Annotated in this window: 21 protein-coding genes; 13 read left to right on the top strand and 8 right to left on the bottom strand. The window is 39.1% G+C overall.

The features are described 5' to 3' along the window. A complete protein-coding gene (locus BM207_RS14135; protein WP_090995524.1) occupies positions 1-2,454 on the bottom strand; it encodes a hybrid sensor histidine kinase/response regulator in 2,454 nt (817 codons plus the stop codon). 290 nt (positions 2,455-2,744) lie between these two features. Between BM207_RS14135 and BM207_RS14130 the strand changes: the two genes are divergently transcribed. From BM207_RS14130 to rlmN, 6 genes are all read left to right on the top strand, one after another. Then, complete coding sequence (locus BM207_RS14130; RefSeq protein ID WP_090995521.1) at positions 2,745-3,434, top strand: helix-turn-helix transcriptional regulator; 690 nt, start codon at positions 2,745-2,747, stop codon at positions 3,432-3,434. 80 nt (positions 3,435-3,514) lie between these two features. After that, entirely contained in the window at positions 3,515-4,012 is a 498-nt protein-coding gene (locus tag BM207_RS14125) for a DinB family protein (RefSeq protein ID WP_090995518.1), read from the top strand. 115 nt (positions 4,013-4,127) lie between these two features. Next, positions 4,128-5,120 carry a 23S rRNA pseudouridine(2604) synthase RluF gene (gene rluF / locus BM207_RS14120; RefSeq protein WP_090995515.1) on the top strand — a complete coding sequence of 331 codons (993 nt, stop codon included), beginning with the start codon at positions 4,128-4,130 and terminating at the stop codon, positions 5,118-5,120. A 50-nt stretch (positions 5,121-5,170) separates the two neighbouring features. Beyond that, positions 5,171-5,263 (top strand): DUF2683 family protein, encoded by a 93-nt coding sequence (locus tag BM207_RS19460; protein WP_394332974.1) that lies wholly within the window; start codon positions 5,171-5,173, stop codon positions 5,261-5,263. A 68-nt stretch (positions 5,264-5,331) separates the two neighbouring features. After that, positions 5,332-5,481 carry a type II toxin-antitoxin system YoeB family toxin gene (locus BM207_RS19290; RefSeq protein ID WP_245768121.1) on the top strand — a complete coding sequence of 50 codons (150 nt, stop codon included), beginning with the start codon at positions 5,332-5,334 and terminating at the stop codon, positions 5,479-5,481. An 85-nt stretch (positions 5,482-5,566) separates the two neighbouring features. Beyond that, on the top strand, positions 5,567-6,613 hold the full coding sequence (rlmN, locus tag BM207_RS14110) for a dual-specificity RNA methyltransferase RlmN (protein WP_090995512.1): 1,047 nt from the start codon (positions 5,567-5,569) through the stop codon (positions 6,611-6,613). On the opposite strand, the gene BM207_RS14105 is transcribed toward rlmN, so the two are convergent. The 4 genes from BM207_RS14105 to BM207_RS14090 all read right to left on the bottom strand — a co-directional run bounded on the left by BM207_RS14105 (position 6,608) and on the right by BM207_RS14090 (position 10,623). Next, positions 6,608-7,525 carry an alpha/beta hydrolase gene (locus tag BM207_RS14105; protein WP_090995510.1) on the bottom strand — a complete coding sequence of 306 codons (918 nt, stop codon included), beginning with the start codon at positions 7,523-7,525 and terminating at the stop codon, positions 6,608-6,610. The two genes, rlmN and BM207_RS14105, sit on opposite strands and share 6 nt — an antisense overlap. A gap of 38 nt (positions 7,526-7,563) precedes the next feature. Continuing rightward, positions 7,564-8,638, bottom strand: a protein-coding gene (gene prfB, locus BM207_RS14100; RefSeq protein ID WP_143095960.1) for a peptide chain release factor 2 whose coding sequence is annotated in 2 segments (ribosomal slippage) — positions 7,564-8,577 and positions 8,579-8,638 — 1,074 coding nt in all. Because the reading frame shifts where the segments join, the coding sequence is not laid out codon by codon here. A gap of 53 nt (positions 8,639-8,691) precedes the next feature. Continuing rightward, a complete protein-coding gene (locus BM207_RS14095; RefSeq protein WP_090995504.1) occupies positions 8,692-9,294 on the bottom strand; it encodes a DUF5034 domain-containing protein in 603 nt (200 codons plus the stop codon). A gap of 24 nt (positions 9,295-9,318) precedes the next feature. Next, a complete protein-coding gene (locus tag BM207_RS14090; protein ID WP_090995501.1) occupies positions 9,319-10,623 on the bottom strand; it encodes an amidohydrolase in 1,305 nt (434 codons plus the stop codon). A 65-nt stretch (positions 10,624-10,688) separates the two neighbouring features. Here BM207_RS14090 and pgi point away from each other — a divergent pair, with 65 nt between their 5' ends. The 7 genes from pgi (at position 10,689) to BM207_RS14055 (ending at position 16,735) form a co-directional block, all read left to right on the top strand. Next, positions 10,689-12,335: a glucose-6-phosphate isomerase gene (gene pgi, locus BM207_RS14085; protein WP_090995498.1), complete on the top strand. Its 1,647-nt coding sequence runs from the start codon at positions 10,689-10,691 to the stop codon at positions 12,333-12,335. A gap of 119 nt (positions 12,336-12,454) precedes the next feature. Further along, positions 12,455-13,006 (top strand): RNA polymerase sigma factor, encoded by a 552-nt coding sequence (locus tag BM207_RS14080; protein ID WP_245768120.1) that lies wholly within the window; start codon positions 12,455-12,457, stop codon positions 13,004-13,006. A 1-nt stretch (position 13,007) separates the two neighbouring features. After that, positions 13,008-14,135: an outer membrane beta-barrel protein gene (locus BM207_RS14075; RefSeq protein ID WP_090995495.1), complete on the top strand. Its 1,128-nt coding sequence runs from the start codon at positions 13,008-13,010 to the stop codon at positions 14,133-14,135. Continuing rightward, a complete protein-coding gene (locus BM207_RS14070; RefSeq protein ID WP_090995492.1) occupies positions 14,113-14,673 on the top strand; it encodes a YceI family protein in 561 nt (186 codons plus the stop codon). Before BM207_RS14075 ends, BM207_RS14070 begins: the two co-directional genes overlap by 23 nt. Before the next feature lie 5 nt (positions 14,674-14,678). Continuing rightward, positions 14,679-15,620, top strand: coding sequence for a DUF5777 family beta-barrel protein (locus BM207_RS14065; RefSeq protein WP_090995489.1), 942 nt, complete (start codon positions 14,679-14,681; stop codon positions 15,618-15,620). Between the two features lie 11 nt (positions 15,621-15,631). Continuing rightward, positions 15,632-16,099 carry a QcrA and Rieske domain-containing protein gene (locus tag BM207_RS14060; protein ID WP_090995486.1) on the top strand — a complete coding sequence of 156 codons (468 nt, stop codon included), beginning with the start codon at positions 15,632-15,634 and terminating at the stop codon, positions 16,097-16,099. Positions 16,100-16,213: 114 nt separating this feature from the next. Then, the gene (locus BM207_RS14055; protein WP_090995483.1) at positions 16,214-16,735 is read left to right on the top strand and encodes a DUF4251 domain-containing protein; all 522 of its coding nucleotides are present in this window, start codon (positions 16,214-16,216) and stop codon (positions 16,733-16,735) included. A gap of 5 nt (positions 16,736-16,740) precedes the next feature. On the opposite strand, the gene BM207_RS14050 is transcribed toward BM207_RS14055, so the two are convergent. From BM207_RS14050 to dnaG, 3 genes are read right to left on the bottom strand one after another with little or no spacing between them, the layout of a single operon-like run. Then, a complete protein-coding gene (locus BM207_RS14050; protein WP_090995480.1) occupies positions 16,741-17,808 on the bottom strand; it encodes a glutaminyl-peptide cyclotransferase in 1,068 nt (355 codons plus the stop codon). Continuing rightward, the gene (locus BM207_RS14045; RefSeq protein ID WP_090995477.1) at positions 17,789-18,151 is read right to left on the bottom strand and encodes a YraN family protein; all 363 of its coding nucleotides are present in this window, start codon (positions 18,149-18,151) and stop codon (positions 17,789-17,791) included. Before BM207_RS14045 ends, BM207_RS14050 begins: the two co-directional genes overlap by 20 nt. 28 nt (positions 18,152-18,179) lie before the next feature. Then, positions 18,180-20,120, bottom strand: a complete 1,941-nt coding sequence (gene dnaG / locus BM207_RS14040) for a DNA primase (protein WP_090995473.1) — start codon at positions 20,118-20,120, stop codon at positions 18,180-18,182. Positions 20,121-20,136: the final 16 nt, after the last annotated feature.

The following is a 20,136-nucleotide window of genomic DNA, read 5'->3' as shown; positions in this document are numbered from 1 at the left end:
TTAATACGCTTCTTCAATTACGCTCAACAACCTCTCTAAGTTAATCAACAACACCGAGATGGCAGTACGGCATTCTTCATCAATCGATTCCTTTTGAGCAACAGAAACTTCGATTTGCCTAAATTCGACTGCGAGATCTTTCGCCCCGATCTGTGCTAGCCTTCCAGCAAGGCGGTGAATGATTAACCGACTCTTTTGTCCATCGCCCTGCGCCAAGCTTTCTTTTAATGCCGCGACGTCTTCATTAGAGTCTTGCTTAAAACGGGCTATGATTTTCTTTTGCATCTGCTTATCACCCATGGTCATTTTTTCTAGCAAACTGCGATCCATTATTGAAGTGTCAACAGAAGTTGTAAAAATGCTAAGCAAATCGCGTTCACTAAAGGGCTTGGTAATTATTCCGTTAAATCCTTCACTCCAAACAGTTGCTCGTTCATCGGGCAAAACTTGTGCGGTAATCGCGTAGAATTTCACGTCGGCCGACATCCGTTCTCTTAATAAACCACATAGGTCAACTCCCGACATTTTTGGAAGACGCATGTCGATGAGCACATATTTTACGCTTTCATCTAGTGCCTCCGCTAAAATATCGGTTACATCACTAAAACTTTTATAAGGAATATCGTTTCTTTCAAAAATTAGCTCACAAAGGTCCAGTATTAACTTATCATCATCTATAATCCACACTTTACCCCTACTTTCGATTGGATGTTCCAATAATTCAACGGGCTTTTGTAATTGCTCGTCGGCCAAGGTATATGTTAAAAAAACACTAAATGTTGAGCCTTTATGAAGTTCGCTTTTTACATATATGCGCCCAGATTGGCGGTCCACAAGTGATTTCACAATAGTTAAACCAAGTCCCGTACCACTTTGATTAAGTTGGCTTTCCCCTGCTAGCTCAACTTGCTCAAATTCATTAAAAATCCGGTTACAATCTTCTTCCGATAAACCTATACCTGTATCTTCGATCGTAAAGTTGAAGTGCAATGCCGTACCATGTTGTTTAAAAGAAACATCAAGCAGAATATGTCCCTTTAATGTGAATTTGATAGCGTTACCCAATAAATTGAAAAGGATTTGCTTTAATCGAAATGCATCGCCAACAACATGGTCTACCTCTTCAAGGTCAAATCGCGTAACCAACTTGAGCGATTTTTGCTCCGCCAACGGATACATTACGGCAACCACTTCCTCAAGCACCTTACGCAGGGAAAAAACTTGGTTATTAAAGCTAAACTCTCCAGAGGTGATTCTACTATAGTCCAAAACTTCATTTACAATTTGGAGAAGGTGAACAGCAGATTGATAAATAGCATTAATGTCTTTCTTTTCAGGGCTTTTTTGTCGGGTAATTATTTCTGCATACCCTAAAATAGATTGGAGTGGTGTTCTTATTTCATGACTCATATTCGAAAGAAAGCGTTGTTTGGCTTTTCCATGATACTCGGCTTCTTCTTTCGCCAATTCCACTGCTTTGCGATATTGATTGCTCTTGGTAATATCTGTTAAAATTAAATAAACCAATACCAGTGTGATAAAAAAGAATGCAATAATAATCACCGTTATTTGAACAGCACCCTCATTTACCACCTCCCTTGCATTGGCCCCATTTAAGATAATTTGGCTCAACACCTCGTCCTCCACCTCTCTTAAAATACTTAACATTTGCTTTGTGAGCGCATTACTGGATTCTGCCAGAACAGCCTCTCGTTTTAAGAACTTTTGACTTTTTTGGCGCTGTGCTACTTCGATAGACTTTAGGGTTTCCTGAACACCCTTCATAATACTGTCTTCAACAAGCGCATTTAAGGTATCTCTTTTGATCTTAAATTCCTCGTTTATGATTTTATAAACCTCCGCCTCCTTCTTCCCAAAAAGCCTATTTAAAAAACCTTTCGACTTTTTCTCTTCATCTGGCGCTATTGTTTTCGTAGAAGTTGCCCTTTCGGTGGTTAAAACAGCACTATCCGACTCCCGTGATCGCTGCAAAACCAACTTATTTAATTTCTGCACATCATCCGAGAAAGATTCGGTATTCACCAACGTCTCCCTTACTTCAAGGTATTTCACAAATTGCTTGTCCCGATCTGACAACAATTTTTTAAGCGTTTTTATCCTTTGAAGCTGTGCTTGGTCGTTCTCATAAAAGTTAGAAAGTGTATCTAGTTTTTTTCTTAGATATTTGGTCTCCGTTATAAAACTATCTCCAGATTTGCCAAATGAATGATCTCTTTGCAACTGATCTAACCGGGCTATTTTTTGTGAAAGTTCGTTGACAATCCTAAGTCGATCATTTGGAGCTGAAAGCTTTTCGACCGTCAGTAACATTTCTTTAAAAACAAACTTACTTACCCCCCAAGCAGCCAATAGCGCCAAACAAGCAAATAAAAAACCTAAAATAACCTTTCCTTTGGTAGCCTGAATAAAAGGTTTTTGAGCAACATTTGCCATCTAGTTCTAAAATATGGTATACAATCTCTCTATAACGAGCAAATAACGTTATGGTATACTTAACAATTGAATGCTGCGTAAGTTTAGTAAGTTTGGAATGCCTAAGTTCAGGCGGTCATCAAGTAAGCATGAAGTAGGTATCAAGTAGGCATCAAGTAGTATATTACCTACTTGATGCCTACTTGATACCTACTTGAACACTACTTCATGTATGGTTAACAACTAATTAAGATTTACCATACCGAACTTATATTTTTTAGTAATTTTATCGGAAACAAGGCAACAATCATATGAACCGTATTGATCGGCTTTTCGGAATTCTAATTCTCTTACAATCAAAAAAATACACTACCACAGAGCGGATTGCTGAACAATACGGAATTAGCATTCGAACTGTTTATCGGGACATCAAAGCCCTGAGTGAACAAGGAATCCCCTTGAGCTTTGAACCAAACAAGGGCTATTTTATAGTGCACGGCTATTTCTTACCTCCTGTTTCTTTCAATTCTGATGAAGCCAATGCCTTACTTTTAATGGAGCGATTTCTGGAAGGGTTTGCAGATAAATCAATACTCACTCATTATACAACTGCTCTAAACAAGGTTAAGAATGTGTTGCGTTCTGCCCAAAGAGAAAAACTGGAGACCTTAAACGAACATATTAAACTTCAATTACCAGGGCGTTTAAAAAATGATTATGAATATCTTTCTTTAATTCAAAATGCCATTTCTGCCCAATGCATTATTGAAATAAATTATAAAAACAACAAAGCCGAAACGAGTAAGCGTGAAGTAGAACCTATTGGCCTGGTTTTTTACGCATTTCACTGGCATTTAATTGCATGGTGTCATCTCAGAAATGAGTATAGGGACTTTAAGCTGAATAATATTATCAACGTAAATTGTACGGATATTCCCTTCAGAAAAATGGAGCATATGCCTATTAGCGATTACATGAAATTGCTTCCTGTAAATTTTTAAATAATTCTTTTTTTGCACTGACATAGGGTTGTCAGTATCGTGGATTTTCTTTGTATAACAATAAATTAAAATCAAAGAAAATGAACATTATCGAACTCTTATTAACTGAATTAGCGCAAGAAGCGATCGTTACCCGCAAAATGTTAGCGCTTGTACCTGTAGACAAATTTGATTGGGCTCCTCATGAAAAAAGCATGAAAATGAAAGCTTTGGCAACGCATATTGCCGAATTACCAGGGTGGATTAAATTAGCCTTAACTACAAAGGAATTAGATTTCGCCACTGCTCCTTATGAACCGGTTCCTGTAGCAACCAATAATGATCTTTTATCAATATTGGAAAAAAGTTTGGAAGAGGCAAAAAGCAGCTTAGCACAAGCTACAGAGGAAGACCTGAATGGAAGATGGTTGCTAAGAACAGGCGATACAATTCATGCAGATATGTCTGTTTATGAAATGATAAGGGTTTCTTATAGCCAAGTATCGCACCACAGGGCGCAATTAGGTGTTTATTTGCGTTTGTTGAACATCCCTATTCCTGGAAGCTATGGTCCGAGTGCTGATGATCAGAACTTTTAGACCATTTTCACATAGGCACATCAAGTTTATCACGATGGGCCTATGTTTCTACGCAGTTGTAATGTATAGATGTGTTAAAATGCTAACTTTGTGAATTATTAAATAATTCTACCCGATGGCCGACTCAACAACACGATTAAACAAATACATTAGCGAAAGTGGTTTATGCTCCAGACGAGCGGCTGATCGATTTATTGAACTAGGTCAGGTTTTCATCAATGGCCGTAAAGCTAAAATAGGCGATAAAGTATTATTTGGCGATGTAGTTATGGTAAATGGCAATACCATTGAACCGGCACAAGCAGAAAACACCATCCTATTAGCCTATAACAAACCCGTTGGAATTACCAGCACAACCGAATCTAATGTAAAGGGAAATATTGTTGATCATGTGAACCATAGCGAACGTGTTTTCCCTATCGGAAGATTGGATAAGGATTCGCAAGGGTTGATTTTTTTAACTAATAATGGTGACTTAGTCAACAAGATTTTAAGAGCAGGAAATAATCACGAAAAGGAATATATTGTTACCGTAAATAAACCGATAACAGAGCAGTTCCTTACCGGAATGAGTAAAGGTGTTCCTGTTTTGGGGATTATGACTAAAAAGTGTAAGGTTACCAAAGAAAGTCCTTTTATTTTTAAAATCACCTTAATTCAAGGCTTAAATCGCCAGATCCGCAGGATGTGTGAGCATTTTGATTATGAGGTAACTAAATTAGAGCGTGTTCGCATCATGAACATTAGCGTAAAAGGAATTCCTGTTGGCGATTGGAGAGAACTTACAGAAGAAGAGCAGGCAGAGATTTTTAAAATGGTGGCTAAATCAAGTTCTGAAAAACCAGCCACTCCTAAGCAAATCACCAAAAAACCCGCCCGCGAAAAGGAAGAACGGCCAGCACAGCGTTTTGCCAAAGATAAAACAGCGAGGGGCAAGGAACCCGGAGCGTCAAGAGGCGGGTCACCATCAAGTGGAAGTGGTTACAAAGCCAACGCAGCGGCTAATGATTGGTTTAAAACAAATGGACCGAGTAAACGGCCAACACGACCATCGAATGGCAAACAAGGTGCGCCGGCAGCCAGAACGCGAAGCCCAAAAAGGAAGTAACATAATTTTTGATTATCTTTGCACATCAGCCACTTATAAAAAATTGTTTTATGGAGACTTTAATCATGCATCCTGAAAATCAAACGCAACTAAAAGCCCTAAAAGCATTTGCTAAGGCGCTTAAAGTCCCGTTTGAAAGATAGAAAAAAAAGGAAAAAACTGAAAGGGAAAATACCATATAATTCTTGAGATTCTTGCGCAAAAACAAATCATGCAGCATTATAAAAGTGGAGATGCAGTAACACTGAAAAAATTAAAAAAAATACTTGAAAAGTTATCCTTAAATCCTAAAACAGGTACAGGAAAACCCGAACAACTAAAACATGAACTTACCGGATATTGGTCAAGACGAGTAAACTAAAAAGACAGACTTATTTACAAAGTAGAAGAAGAAATAGTAACTGTTCTTATTATTTCCGCAATAGGTCATTATAGCGAAAAATAATATGCCCGCAATCACAAAGAAAATAGATATTCGTTCACTAGACTTGCCGCAACTGCAACAACATTTCACAGAGATGAAAGAGCCCGCATATCGCGCAAAGCAAGTTTACCAATGGCTCTGGGAAAAATCTGCCCGAAGTTTTGAGGAAATGAGCAATCTTTCTAAAGATCTTCGCAAGAAGCTTGACGAGAACTATAGCATCAATATTGTTGAAATTAATACTGCTCAATTTAGCAACGACCATACCATCAAAAACGCCTTTCGCCTATATGACGGTAATATTGTTGAAGGTGTTTTAATCCCCACAGAAGAACGGATGACCGCCTGCGTAAGTTCACAGGTTGGCTGCAGTTTAACCTGTAAATTCTGTGCAACCGGCTATATGGATCGTAAACGAAACCTGAATGCCGATGAAATTTATGATCAGGTAGTATTGATAGACCAACAGGCTAAAAAGAACTATAATATACCTCTTACCAACATCGTATACATGGGAATGGGCGAGCCTTTGCTAAATTATGCCAATGTGCTAAAATCTATCGAACGCATCACGGCTCCAGACGGCTTAAATATGTCGTATAAGCGCATTACGGTATCTACCGCCGGCATCGCCAAAATGATTAAGAAATTGGGTGACGACGGCGCTAAATTTAATTTAGCCCTTTCTCTGCACGCCGCCAACGATATTAAAAGGCATGAAATTATGCCCATAACAGAGCATAACTCCTTGAAAGCTCTGGCGGAGGCTTTAAAATATTACTTCCAGAAAACCAAAAATCCGGTTACCTACGAGTACATTGTATTCAATAACTTTAATGATGAAATACAGGATGCGATGGAGTTGGCAAAATTCTGTAAGCATGTACCTTGTAAGGTTAACCTAATTGAGTACAACCCTATTCAATTTGCCGACTTCATTAATGCAGAAGGCGATAAAATTGACGCTTTCGCAACTTATCTGCGAAACAACGGGGTTAACACAAACATCAGGAGAAGCAGAGGGAAAGACATAGACGCTGCCTGCGGACAGTTAGCAGTAAAATCATAAGAATTTATTCGCAGTTAGCCAATGCTGTAAGCTTTCGAACCAATTTTCCTGAGTGGTTTTGTTATACAAGCCAAATCCGTGTCCACCCCCCTGATAAATATGCATCTCAGCAGGAACTTTAAACTTCACCAGGGCCTCATTAAAAAGTATGCTATTTTTTACAGGAACAGTGGCATCATTATTAGCGTGCACCAAAAAAGTTGGCGGTGTATGCTCATTTACATAATTCTGATTAGAGAAATAAGTCTTCTGAGCCGGCGTTGGCTTTTCCCCAACTAAATTTCTAACGGATCCGGCATGCGCAACTGTACCGAAACTAATAACCGGATAAACTAAAATGGAGAAATCTGGGCGTAAGCTTATATTTTCAGCATTTTGGATTTTCATATCATTGTAATGAACCGTTAAACTGGCCGCTAAATGACCCCCTGCCGAAAAGCCCATTACGCCAATTTTGTTTCTATCAAGATTCCAAACAGCCGAATTCTTACGCACAAGATAAATAGCTTGTAAGGCATCTTGTAATGGACCCATAGATTTGTCAGCCATAATAAGATCGCTCGGTAAACGGTATTTTAGTACGAATGCCGTAATCCCAATCTCTGCAAATTTCTCCGCTACTTTTGTCCCTTCCTTATCAAATGCTAAAATACTATAACCACCACCTGGACAAATAATTACACCTGTACCATTTGCCTTCCCTTTTTCCGGCAAATATATGGTAAGGCTTGGTTCGGTAACCTTACTTATCCTAATTACGCCATCAGGTGCAGTAACTACTGTTTCCTGATAGTCGGCCGGTGCTATTTTAGCACCCGGGATTTTTGATCCATACAAAGGAATAACTTCCTGGGCAATAGTTTGATCTACTAGCATAAAAAGAAATAGCGCTAAAATGAGTACCTTTTTCATCGAATTAATCTATTAATACTTAAAACTAAGCTTTTATTCTAAAACTCCATCAAATAAGCTTTCAAAAAATCATTGATCTCCCCATCAAGCACTGCCTGAGGATTAGACGTCTGGAAGTTTGTGCGATGATCTTTTACTCTTCTATCATCCAATACATAACTTCTGATTTGCGAACCCCATTCAATCTTCTTCTTTGAGCCCTCTACAGCCGCAGAGGCTTCCGCTCTTTTACGTTGTTCTATTTCATACAATTGTGACCTAAGTAGGTGCATGGCATTTTCCTTATTCTGTAATTGAGATCTTGATTCTTGATTCTTAATGATAATCCCGGATGGTTTATGATAAAGTCGAACCGCAGTTTCCACTTTATTTACATTTTGTCCACCTGCACCACCTGCCCTAAAGGTTTCAAACTCTACATCGGCAGGATTAACATCTATCTGAATAGTATCGTCAACTAGGGGATAAACATATACAGATGCAAAAGAAGTATGCCTACGTGCGTTTGAATCGAACGGAGAAATTCTCACCAAGCGATGTACGCCATTCTCACCCTTAAGATAACCATAAGCAAACTCACCCGCTATTTGAATGGTAACTGATTTAATTCCTGCAACTTCACCTTCCGCATAATCTTGTTCTGTTACTTTATAACCATTTTTCTCTGCCCACATCAAATACATTCTCATCAACATATAAGCCCAATCACAACTCTCAGTACCTCCAGCTCCTGCGGTAATTTGCATAACCGCATCCAATTGGTCTTCTTTAGTCTTGAGCATATTCTTTAGTTCAAGGTCTTCCACCTCTTTCACGGCAATGGCGTATTGTTCATCCACTTCAGCCTCAGTTGCATCTCCAGCTTGAAAAAAATCATACAGTACCGCGGTGTCTTCAACGGCACCATTTGCCTTTGAAAACCCATCTGTCCATTTCTTTTTACTGCTAATTGCAGCCAATATGCTTTCGGCTTTTTTGGGGTTATCCCAGAAATTGGGATCTAATGTTGATTTCTGCTCCTCACCAATCTGATAAATTAATTCATCGACGTCAAAGATACCTCCTCAGCGACGTTATTCTGTCCCTTAAATCTTCTAAATTTTCTTTAGTCATGTTACAAATATAGAGAATTGTTACAAGCCCACTTCACGGGGCACTCACTATTTTTACGTTAATTCCACTTCTGGAGTTTCAGCCTCTAAAATCCTACCGTCTGATAAAGTAATTTTAACACGGAATTTATGCATTTTGTTAATTGTTGGAGCATTCGTGAGGAATATCCCTTCAAAAAAGGCAGTTCTTGCTAAGTAGTTAGAATCTTTGATGCGCTTAATGTATTCAGCAAGTGGAACCATAGTTTTATAATTTTTTACCTCGAAATATACGCTTAGATCGGTATTTTTTGGATGGCTAGCGTCAAAATCATTATTGGAGAATATTTCTACGGACAAGACGTCCTCTTTGGATATAAAGTCATCCTCAGCACAGCTACATGCCTGAGCAGTTTGTATTAACCTCCAGTTTACCTGTTGTTTTCTTACTGCCACATGAGCTGTTCGCAACAGCAGCTGAAAACCAAAGTTAGCACTAGCAATTACTCCAGTTTGGCTAACCATGGGTTGCGGTAAAGAAGAATCTAAAGCATTGAGCGTTAAACCCGTTTTGGTGATATAAATTTTCCTAATTGGCCCACAATTACAATCTACGCAACCTGTAATGGTTTGGACAATGAGCGCCAAGCCAAAAACAAAAAGTACCTTCTTTATCATAACATTATATTTTTCTAAAATGAACTATTTCTTTGCCGACATATAATCCAAGGTCAGGTTAATCATTGCTTTTACGCCTAAGTTAAAACTGCTCTCGTCTAAGAAAAAGTCTGGTGTATGATGAGAAGCCGTTTTCAAAGGATCATTACCCTTTGGCATAGCCCCTAAAAAGAAGAACAAACCTGGCACCTTTTCTTGGTAAAAAGAGAAATCTTCTGCACCTGTTACAGGTGGCTTTAGTTTTACATTGGCCGCACCCGCAGTTTGTTGCAAACTTGGCAACATTTTTTCGGTTAAAGCAAGGTCATTAAAGGTTACTGGGTAATGTGAACTGTAAGGGATCAATACCTCTGCCTTAGCTCCCGCAGCTTCACCTGTATTTGTTACAATAGTTTTAATCCGTTCAATAAACATTTTCTCGTCGGCAGCACTAAAATTGCGTACTGTCCCTAACATTTCAACTTTTTCAGGGATAATATTAGACCGCACCCCGCCCTGTATCGATCCAATAGTAACCACACCGGGGTTTTCTGTAATGTTTAAGTTCCTACTTACAATGGTTTGAAGATTGGTTACTATCTGAGCGGCCACAACAATCGGATCTATGCTACTCCAGGGATATGCGCCATGCGCCTGTTGCCCAGTAACAGTAATTTTCATATCATTAACTGCCGCCATTGTTCCCCCTGGCCGGTAGGTAATATCCCCCACCGGTGTTTGTGAATTAATATGCAGGCCAAAAATAACGTCCACTTTCGGATTTTGTAAAACCCCTTCCTTTACCATTAACTCCGCACCTCCTTCTTCCCCAACAGGAACGCCCTCTTCTGCAGGCTGAAAGATAAACTTAACCGTGCCAGCCAAGTCCTTTTTTATTCCCGCCAATACCTCAGCAACTCCCATCAACATTGCCACGTGCGAATCGTGGCCGCAAGCGTGCATAACTCCAACTTCCTGACCATTGTACATAGTTTTTACTTTCGACGCAAAAGGTAACTGCACCCGTTCAGTTACTGGCAAACCATCCATATCGGCTCTTAAAGCTACAACCGGACCCGGTTTACCGCCTACTAAAACGCCTACAACACCTGTTTTAGCCACTCCTGTTTTTACTTCAATCCCTAATTTTCTAAGATGATCGGCAACAATACCGGCAGTACGTGTCTCTAAATTCCCCAATTCTGGATGTTCGTGAAAATCGCGCCGCCAGGCAATTACCTTTTCAGTTAAGGCATCTGCACGTTTAGCCGCCTCAGTTTTTAAGGTGGCCTTTTGTGCAAATAAAAACAATGGAGCAATAAGCACCGTAGAGAGTAAAAGTCTTTTCATTTAGCAAGATAACGAAATTTAGTTATTTAGTTTAATTTCCTATTTTTACCCTAAATCATTCTTTTATGCTTCCTAAAATAGACTTCACAACAACCGCCGCTTATCAATATTTAACTGATCATTTCATCTCCATGAGCGAAACAGATCTTAAACATTTGTTTAAGGATGACCCGGAACGTTTTAAGAAGTTTTCCATCCTTTTTGAAGACATACTCTTTGATTTTTCTAAAAATAGAATTGATGATACCACTTTAGCGCTGTTGGTTCAATTGGCAAAAGAATGTAAACTGGATGAGGCAATTAAAGCCATGTTTAAGGGTAATAAAATTAATCAGACAGAGGGGCGTGAAGTTTTGCACGTAGCTTTAAGAAATCAAAGTAATACGCCGATTTTGGTAGAAGGCAAAGATGTGATGCCTGAGGTAAATGCTGTTTTAGCCAAAATGGAAAGGTTTAGCAATGCCATTATTTCAGGCAATTGGAAAGGCTATACAGGCAAACCTATTACCGATGTTGTAAATATAGGTATAGGCGGATCGGACCTCGGTCCGGTGATGGTAACCGAGGCTTTAAAAGCTTACAAAACACATTTAAATTTGCATTTTGTTTCTAATATAGACGGCACGCATCTGGCGGAAGCTTTAAAACTTATAAATCCGGAAACAACTTTATTTCTAGTTGCCTCCAAAACATTTACCACGCAAGAAACCATGACCAACGCCCATAGTGCCAGAGCATGGTTTCTGGATAGTGGCGCTCAAGTTGAAGATATCGCAAAACATTTTGCAGCCTTATCTACCAATGCAAAAGATGTTGCTGCTTTTGGTATTGATACCGAAAATATGTTCGAGTTCTGGGATTGGGTGGGCGGTCGCTATTCATTATGGAGTGCAATTGGCTTGTCGATTTCACTGGGTATAGGTTATGCTAACTTTAAACAATTGTTAGCCGGGGCACATGCAGCGGATCAACATTTTGAGCAAACAGCATTTGAGGAAAACATCCCGGTTATTTTGGGGCTATTAGGGATCTGGTATATTAATTTTTTTGGAGCCGAGACACAGGCAATTTTACCTTACGATCAATACATGCATCGTTTTGCCGCTTATTTTCAGCAGGGGGATATGGAAAGCAACGGGAAGCATGTAGACCGCAACGGCAAAGCGGTTGATTATGAAACCGGTCCGATTATTTGGGGCGAACCAGGTACCAATGGCCAACATGCGTTTTACCAATTAATTCACCAAGGTACACGATTAATCCCATGTGATTTTATCGCTCCCGCACAGAGCTTAAATCCTTTAGGCAATCATCACCCTATTTTGTTATCGAACTTTTTTGCCCAAACCGAGGCCTTGATGAATGGAAAAAGTGAGGAAACAGTTAAAGAAGAGCTTAAAGATTCTGGAAAATCAGAGGAACAGATAGCTGAGCTTGCACCATTTAAAGTTTTTGATGGGAATAGGCCAACAAACTCCATTTTATTAAAAAAAATTACTCCTTTTAGCTTAGGTAGCCTTATTGCCATGTACGAACACAAAATCTTTGTACAGGGTATTATATGGAATATCTATAGTTTTGATCAATGGGGGGTAGAGCTGGGCAAACAATTAGCTCAAAAAATACAACCTGAACTTGCTACCGATCAGCAGATCAATTCCCATGATTCATCCACCAATGGGTTAATTAACCAGTATAAGAACTGGCGATAGCTACCTTTTTCCGCTTCGGTTTTCTGTATATAAATTCTTTTGAGTAAATTTCTTAAGGTATAGGCAACCGCTTGCCCTTAATTTGCGTACCTCTATATAAACAAACTCATTACACAATTTTGCTAACCTCAAACTTAATCCACGGCTGTGTAAAAAAGGACAGGATAAGCCAGAAAGAGCTTTACAAGCTTTACTATGGCTATGCTCTTCGGATATGCCTAAGGTATGCAAAAGATAAAGATGAAGCCGTTGAAATTGTTAATGATGGTTTTATGAAGGTGTTTATGAATATTTCGAAATACCAAATTGAGCAGTCATTTAATAGCTGGTTAAGCACCATTATGATTAATACGGCTATTGATCAATACCGGAAACGTATTAAACAAATAGAAATGGAAGAGTTAAACGAAAAACAGGAAGTTGAAGACAGAGAAAATATTCTTTCCAATATCAATTATGAAGACTTAATTAAATTGGTACAAAAGCTCTCTTACGCTTATCGCACGGTATTTAACCTATTTGCGATAGATGGATACAATCATGAAGAAATTGCTGCAATGCTGCATATTTCTGTAGGCACTTCAAAATCAAACTTATTTAAAGCTCGAGAAAATCTGAAAAAGATGCTAACTGAAAGTAGAATGGTTGCTAACCACGACATTAATTATTAAAATGGAAGAGTTAAATGACAATGATTTTGATGAGATCTTCAAAAATAAGATAACTGCTAATTATCTTGAATACGAAGAAGATTCGTGGCTTAAGATGGAGCGAAAGCTCCGTAGAAGAGAGCGGTTTGTCTTTTATAGAAATGCGAGCATTATTTTATTATTCCTTTCTTTTGGTGTTGGCTTATATTTTATTAAAGACCATAAACTACCAGATAGCCCGGTATATATGGTAAAAAAAGCTACGGAAAATACACCTGAAATAACTAGTCCGGCTTCAAAACTCAGCGATAATTTTACCGAAAACAAAGTTGCTCATCGGGTGATTGTTAGCAAGCAAATACTAAATAAGTCATCCCAAGCAGCTACAGCACAAATTATCCAAAGTACCGAAAATCCAGTAACGGAACAAGGTATCGTAGCTAATAGCCATCCTACGGAAGGTCAAAATAAAGCAGTTATTGCTATACAAGATGTAGCAGAACCTCCTGTAAGGGAAAATGCGATCCCTAAAGTATCAAGCAAAGTGAAAGCAAAACTCCCAAATAGCCTCGCTTTCGTAATTGGTCCAGATTTCAATTCTACCGAAAATGCCATTGGGGGTAAAAGCGGGATGGCGATTGGAGTGGGAATGAGTGTTGGGCTAACTAAAAGACTAAGCGTGCAAACCGGTTTAAATTACGGCTCTAAAAATTACGAGGCTAAAGCTTATGATTACACATTTAATAACCAAAACATCGTAAATACTATTTCAGCTATCGACGCTGCGTGTAAAGTGTTGGAAATCCCTTTGCGTGCCGCTTATACCTTAACCGATAATCAAAAAAGTAGTATCAGTCTAAATGCTGGCCTCTCGAGCTATATCATGCTTAAAGAAAATTACCGATTTGTTTACACGCCTGCTTCCGGCAAAAAAGATCGGTTCCTGGAGAAAGAGAATGCTAATCAACATTTCTTGAGTGTGATCGATTTATCAGCCACCTATAACATTAAACTCAGAAACAAAAAATTTGCATTGGGCTTAGAGCCTTATCTTAAAATCCCATTAAGCGGGATCGGTGAAGGAAGGGTGCCTTTAAAATCGAGTGGAATTTCTTTAAAATTAAACTATGAACTTACTCAAAAATACTAAACTCCTATTCGTGGCGCTCCTGAGCCTAAGTCCACTGCTGCAAGCAAAGGCACAGACCTTCGCTGGGAAGCAGATCAAGTTCAACATTTTTTCGTCGACGCCGATTGAAGATATCAAAGCTGTAAGTTATACTGGTGTGGCGGTGTTAGTAGCCCAAAAACAAGAGCTCAGCATGCAATTAATGATTAAAAGCTTCGAGTTTGATAAAAAATTAATGCAAGAGCATTTTAATGAAAATTACATGGAAAGCGATAAATACCCTCTTGCTAAGTTTAAGGGAATAATTGAACCCAAGATAGATTGGACAAAAGATGGCGAATATAATGTAACAGCAAAAGGAACATTGCTTGTGCACGGAGTTAGCCAAGGGAGAACAATCAATGGAAAAATTACCATCAAAAATAAAATAGTTAGTCTGGATGCAACCTTCAATGTTGCCTGCGCAGCGCATCAAATAAAAATCCCAAGCCTGATGTTTACCAAGATTGCCGAGACAATTCAGGTAAAGGTACAGGGCAATTTAAACCCACTTAACTAACGATCATGAATAAAACCAAACTATTTATTTTCTTTATCCTTCTTTGTGCCTTATTGGCAATGAGGGCAAGTGCCCAGGAGGTTGATTCGCTGCTAAATTCGTTGAGTGTTGACCAGCAATTCAATAAGGTAGCAGCGACTTTTAAGTCGACACACATTGTTTTATCCAACTCTACTGAAACCCAAAAGAAACGCGATTTAGATCTCAGAATTAGACATCATTTTGGAGATATTGGAGGTGAATTTGGCAATGCCCATACCCTTTATGGTTTAGATGTTGCCACCGATTTGTTTATTGGATTAGATTATGGTGTTACTGATAACTTAACGGTAGGCATTGGCAGGAGCAAGCATGATGAACTATTTAACCTCCTGGTAAAGCAAAAATTACTCCAACAGCAAACAGTGGGTATGCCCATTAATTTAACACTTTTTGCTCAGCTGGGGCTAGTTGCGAGAGAACCATTTGCTGCAAATGAATTTGCAAGTTATAATGATCGCTTAAGCTATTTGATTCAACCGATATTATCGAGGAAATTTTCATCCAGCCTTTCATTACAGGTTATGCCTGCGTTGTTAATTCGTTCAAAAACACTAGGATCTGCAGACCCCGAAAATCTGCTTAGTTTAGGCTTTGCTGGGAGGATGAAACTGAATAGGCGGCTATCTTTTATAGCTGAATATACCCTGGTAAACGAACTTTCTAGAAGCGAACTGGCAGGCGATTTATACAACCCACTGGGTGTAGGTCTTGAAATTGAAACGGGCGGACATATATTCTCGCTCAATTTTATGAACTCAGAATACATCAATGAGAATAGCTTTATTCCCAGTACAAAAAAGTCATGGAAGGATGGTGGTGTACGTTTTGGGTTCACCATTTCAAGAAACTTTAGCCTCTTTAAGTCAAAGAATAAAAATCAGGACACAAAATCAACCATTTACTAAAAAACTAAATTATGGAACGTAACGAATTTATTAAGTCACTAGGGCTAGGGATAGCGCTGGTATGCACAGGCAGCTGTATGTCTGGTTGCGGGGGAAGCAAATCTGATGATCCTGCACCGGGCGGTGGTGGAGGTGGTGGCGGTGGCGGCGGAAATACCAATACAAAAGTAAACATAGATTTAGCATCCCAGCTGCTATCTGTAGGATCATTCGCAACAGTAAGTGGCGTACTGTTTGTCCGCTTGGCAACAGGAAATGCAGCCTCCTCTTTTACGGCAACCCAGGCAACTTGTCCGCATCAAGGCGGGGCATTAAATTGGATTGCCGCCAGCAACCTTATACAATGTGCTTTACATAGCTCTCAATACACCGCTGGTGGTGCAATTCTTAAGCAACCAAATGATGGTGGTTCAACTGCTGCATTGAAAGTTTATAGCTTAGCCGTATCGGGCACTACTTTGACAGCAACCTTGAGTTAAAATAAACCGGGAGCAAAGGTGAAAGATTAGTCATTCATCTTTGCTCTTTAAGCTAAAAAGTTAAACTATTTGCTATTTTTATTGTCTAGTATTTAGTTACTTAATCATTAGACCATGAATAGGATAAAAATAATTATAAGCATTTTATTGGCATTCATCTCGATAGGTGTTAATGCTCAAACAGATAAAGAGACCACTAAAAGAATTATCGAAGCAAAGGATTTTGTTTTTATTGCTTCATCGGCAATTCCGATGAACAGCGCTGAAATTAACAATATTTTGAGCAGAATGCCGGGGGGCAATGGTGGTGGAACGATCAGTTTAACCGGCGGTAATTACGATGTACGTATTACGCCAGATAGCTTGGTAGCATACTTACCTTATTATGGAAGGGCTTTTAGCGCGCCAATGGATAGAAATGAAAGCGGATTCAAATTTACCTCTACTAAATTCTCCTATCAAAACGTTACTCGAAAAAAAGGAGGTTGGCAAATCACCATTAATCCGAAAGACACGAAAGAAAATATACGGATGAACTTTTCTGTTTCCCAGAATGGTTATGCATCGCTGGTAGTAAGCAGCAATAATAAGCAAAGTATTAACTATAATGGTTATTTAGCGGAGCCGAAAAAATAACCTGGCTACTGCGCAAGTTCAATTTGATACAGCTTCGGCCATTTCTTTCCGGTTACAAAAAGCCGCTTACCAGCGGCATCCCATGCAATGCCGTTTAGAACGTTATTTTCTTCTTCCTCGGCTTTGAAAAAATGCTGTGGAACCAGTTTAGCTAAGTCAATACTTGCCTCAACTTTTCCGGATGAGGGATCGATAATAACAATTTTACTCGTTAGGTAAACATTAGCATATATTTTCCCGTTGATATATTCCATTTCGTTCAGGCTATTTACTGGTCCAGCATCATCATAAACTTCTATAAATCCTTCTTCCTTATAGGTTTCTTTGTTCATCATCCAAATCCGATTGGTTCCATCCGTTCTCAATATATGTTGTCCATCAAAGGTGAGGCCCCAACCCTCTCTACTTGCCTCATATGGAAAGGTGCCTATTTGCTTAAATGTCCTAGCATCAAATATAAACCCTGTATTTTCTCGCCAGGTAAGCATGATAATTTTGTCGCCTAGCATCAAACTCCCTTCTCCAAAATATTGATCTCCCAGCTTCGTTTGCTGTAAAGTCTTTCCCGAATTAAGGTCTACCCACTTCAGCTTTGACTTGCCCTCTCTACCTGTGCTCTCCAACAGTTTCCCCCCTACATAGCTTAAACCTTGCGTATAGGCACTCGTATCATGCGGGAAGGTTTTAACAACTTTATAGGCAACTTTCTTTGGCTTGGTGTCAGACTTTACAACAACATTGATGTTCGATGTGTCTATTTGATCATCATAGGCTACAATTGCCGTAATCATTCGATAACCCAGCTTCAGGTTGTTGGTAGGCAGTTTAAATGGTTTCTGGTTTTGATTGCCTGCTACCGGCTTACCATCTATCAAATATTGGATCGACTTTAAGGATACTTCTTTCGGAATATCCATTTGGATTTTAATTTCGTCTCCGATTTTGATGTTTTGCCCTTGATCTGGCGATTTAAAACTGATGTTAACTGGTACGTTATTTTTACAGGCTTGTACCAGCAATATAAACAAGCCAATTGCGATAAGGTTAATTTTTTTAGGTTGGCCAAAATGCATCTTCAATATGATTTATGGTATAACTATTATTTCTTTTAAAAAGTATGGATATAATATCGAACCGGACTTCGCCTTCATGATTCATAATTTCGATATACGCATCGGCAGCATCTGCCATGTGTTGCTGCTTACTATAATTCACAAAGTCTTCTGGCAAGCCAAAGCCAGTCGAACTCCGGGTTTTTACTTCAACAAATACAATGATACGATTTACATAGACAATTAAATCTATCTCAGCCCGCCCAAATACCCAGTTTTCATCTAAAATCTCAAACCCTTTTTGCATTAAGAATGTTGCTGCCAATTTTTCCCCGTACTTCCCCAAATCGTTGTGCTGCGCCATACTTAATTAATTTCTGAACCTGTTCAATTTATTTTACAATCACAGAACCTAAAAACTTGGAAATCTCCTTTTCTACATTCTTTATAAAGGCATACCGCTGCATCAAGATCTCTTGATTTGTTGCATCATTCTCTGATTTAATCTCTTTCAATAAATCTAGCAAAATTCGATCTACTTTACGCTTTTTTAAATGATAGAGGCCTCCAAGGATAGTCGCTTTTAAGTTAACAGTTTCATCACGCACATAGATATTATGCTTATTGTACCAGTTTTCACTTAAAGTATAAGGAGAGGTAGAAAGTGTAATGGCTAAATCGGCAATAGCCCGATCTTCACTTTTAATAAAATGGTTAGCCGTGGGCAATTGTCCGTTCTCAATCTCGATCCGATAATGATCAATTATCTTCTTGCAAAGTGTATTTTCAAATGTTACGTCGGTGAGGTTTTGCATGATAAACGAACCAATATACATATTATCAATTTTATCCCAGCTTACCAACTCATGCCCAAATGCTAATAACAACCGTACAATTTCCTGCTCCTGCAATTCATCATCGGGCATAGTCTCCATAGTAACCACTGCCTCATCATCGGCAAAGAGATTATCGGGAGGCAAATCTGGATGCTGAGGTTGACGGGCAGAACTGGTCGAGCTTTTTTTCAGCTTAGCCGCGCGCATGGTATTTAACTCCGAAAGCAGGATTCTTTCCTCAACTTCTAACAAACGGCTACATTCTCTGATAAAAACAGAGGCTTTAATATTGTCGGGGATTTTAGCGATGCTCTCCACAATATCCCTAATGATACCCGCGCGTTTAATCGGATCCTTGCCAGCCTCCGCTAATAATATATTGGCTTTATATAGGATAAAATCTTGCCTATTATCTTCTATATAGCTTTTAAATGCGCCAGCCCCAACTTTATGCATGTACGAGTCAGGGTCATCCCCGGTAGGAAAAGACACTACCTTAACATTAAGTCCTTCTTCTAAAATCATATCCAAGCCGCGCAAAGAGGCTTTTATACCGGCCGCATCCCCATCGTATAAAATGGTTACATTTTGGGTAAAACGACCAATTAATCTTATTTGTTCGATGGTTAATGAAGTTCCCGAAGAAGCAACTACATTCTCAATATGCGCCTGATGAACCGCTAGGACATCAGCGTAACCTTCAACCAGGTAACAGTTGTCGGTATCTCTGATAGCCTTTTTAGCATGAAATAAGCCATATAAAACATTCGATTTATGGTAAATATCACTTTCAGGCGAATTCACATATTTCGGAACATTTTTATCCGTTTTTAAAGTTCTACCGCCAAAGCCAATAATACGTCCAGTAAAGTTATGGATCGGGAACATCACCCGCCCACGAAAACGATCATAGAGCTTACCTTTATCATTTCTAATGGCTAAGCCTGTTTTCTCAAGGTACTCTTCAGCATGTTTATTCTTAACTGCATCCTGCGTTAGTGCATCCCAAAAATCAGGCGAATAGCCTAAATTAAATTTCTTGATAATGTCTTCTCTAAATCCACGCTCTTTGAAATAGCTCAAGCCAATTGCTTTCCCTTCTGGGGTATTCCAAAGCTGATCTTCGAAAAAATTGCCTGCAAACTGAGATACAATGTAAAGGCTTTCTCTTGCATTTTGAGCTTCGACATCTTGTACCGTTTCAACCGTCTCTTCAACTTCAATATTATATTTCTGAGCAAGGAACTTCAGGGCTTCAGGATAGGAATATTTCTCGTGTTCCATTACAAAGCGTACCGAATCCCCTCCCTTTCCGCAGCCAAAACATTTATAAATTCCTTTACTTACCGAAACGTGAAAGGAAGGTGTCTTCTCTCCATGAAATGGACAGTTCCCAATTAAACTTGTACCACGCTTTTTTAAGTGCACAAAATCGCCTACTACCTCTTCTATCCGGGCAGTTTCCATTATTTTGTCTATAGTTTCGCGGTTAATCATGGGTGGGTTTTAGGCA

The sequence above is a fragment of the Pedobacter insulae genome (genome assembly GCF_900113525.1).
Lineage (GTDB): Bacteria > Bacteroidota > Bacteroidia > Sphingobacteriales > Sphingobacteriaceae > Pedobacter > Pedobacter insulae.
This window is presented reverse-complemented; position numbering and strand designations above follow the sequence as displayed.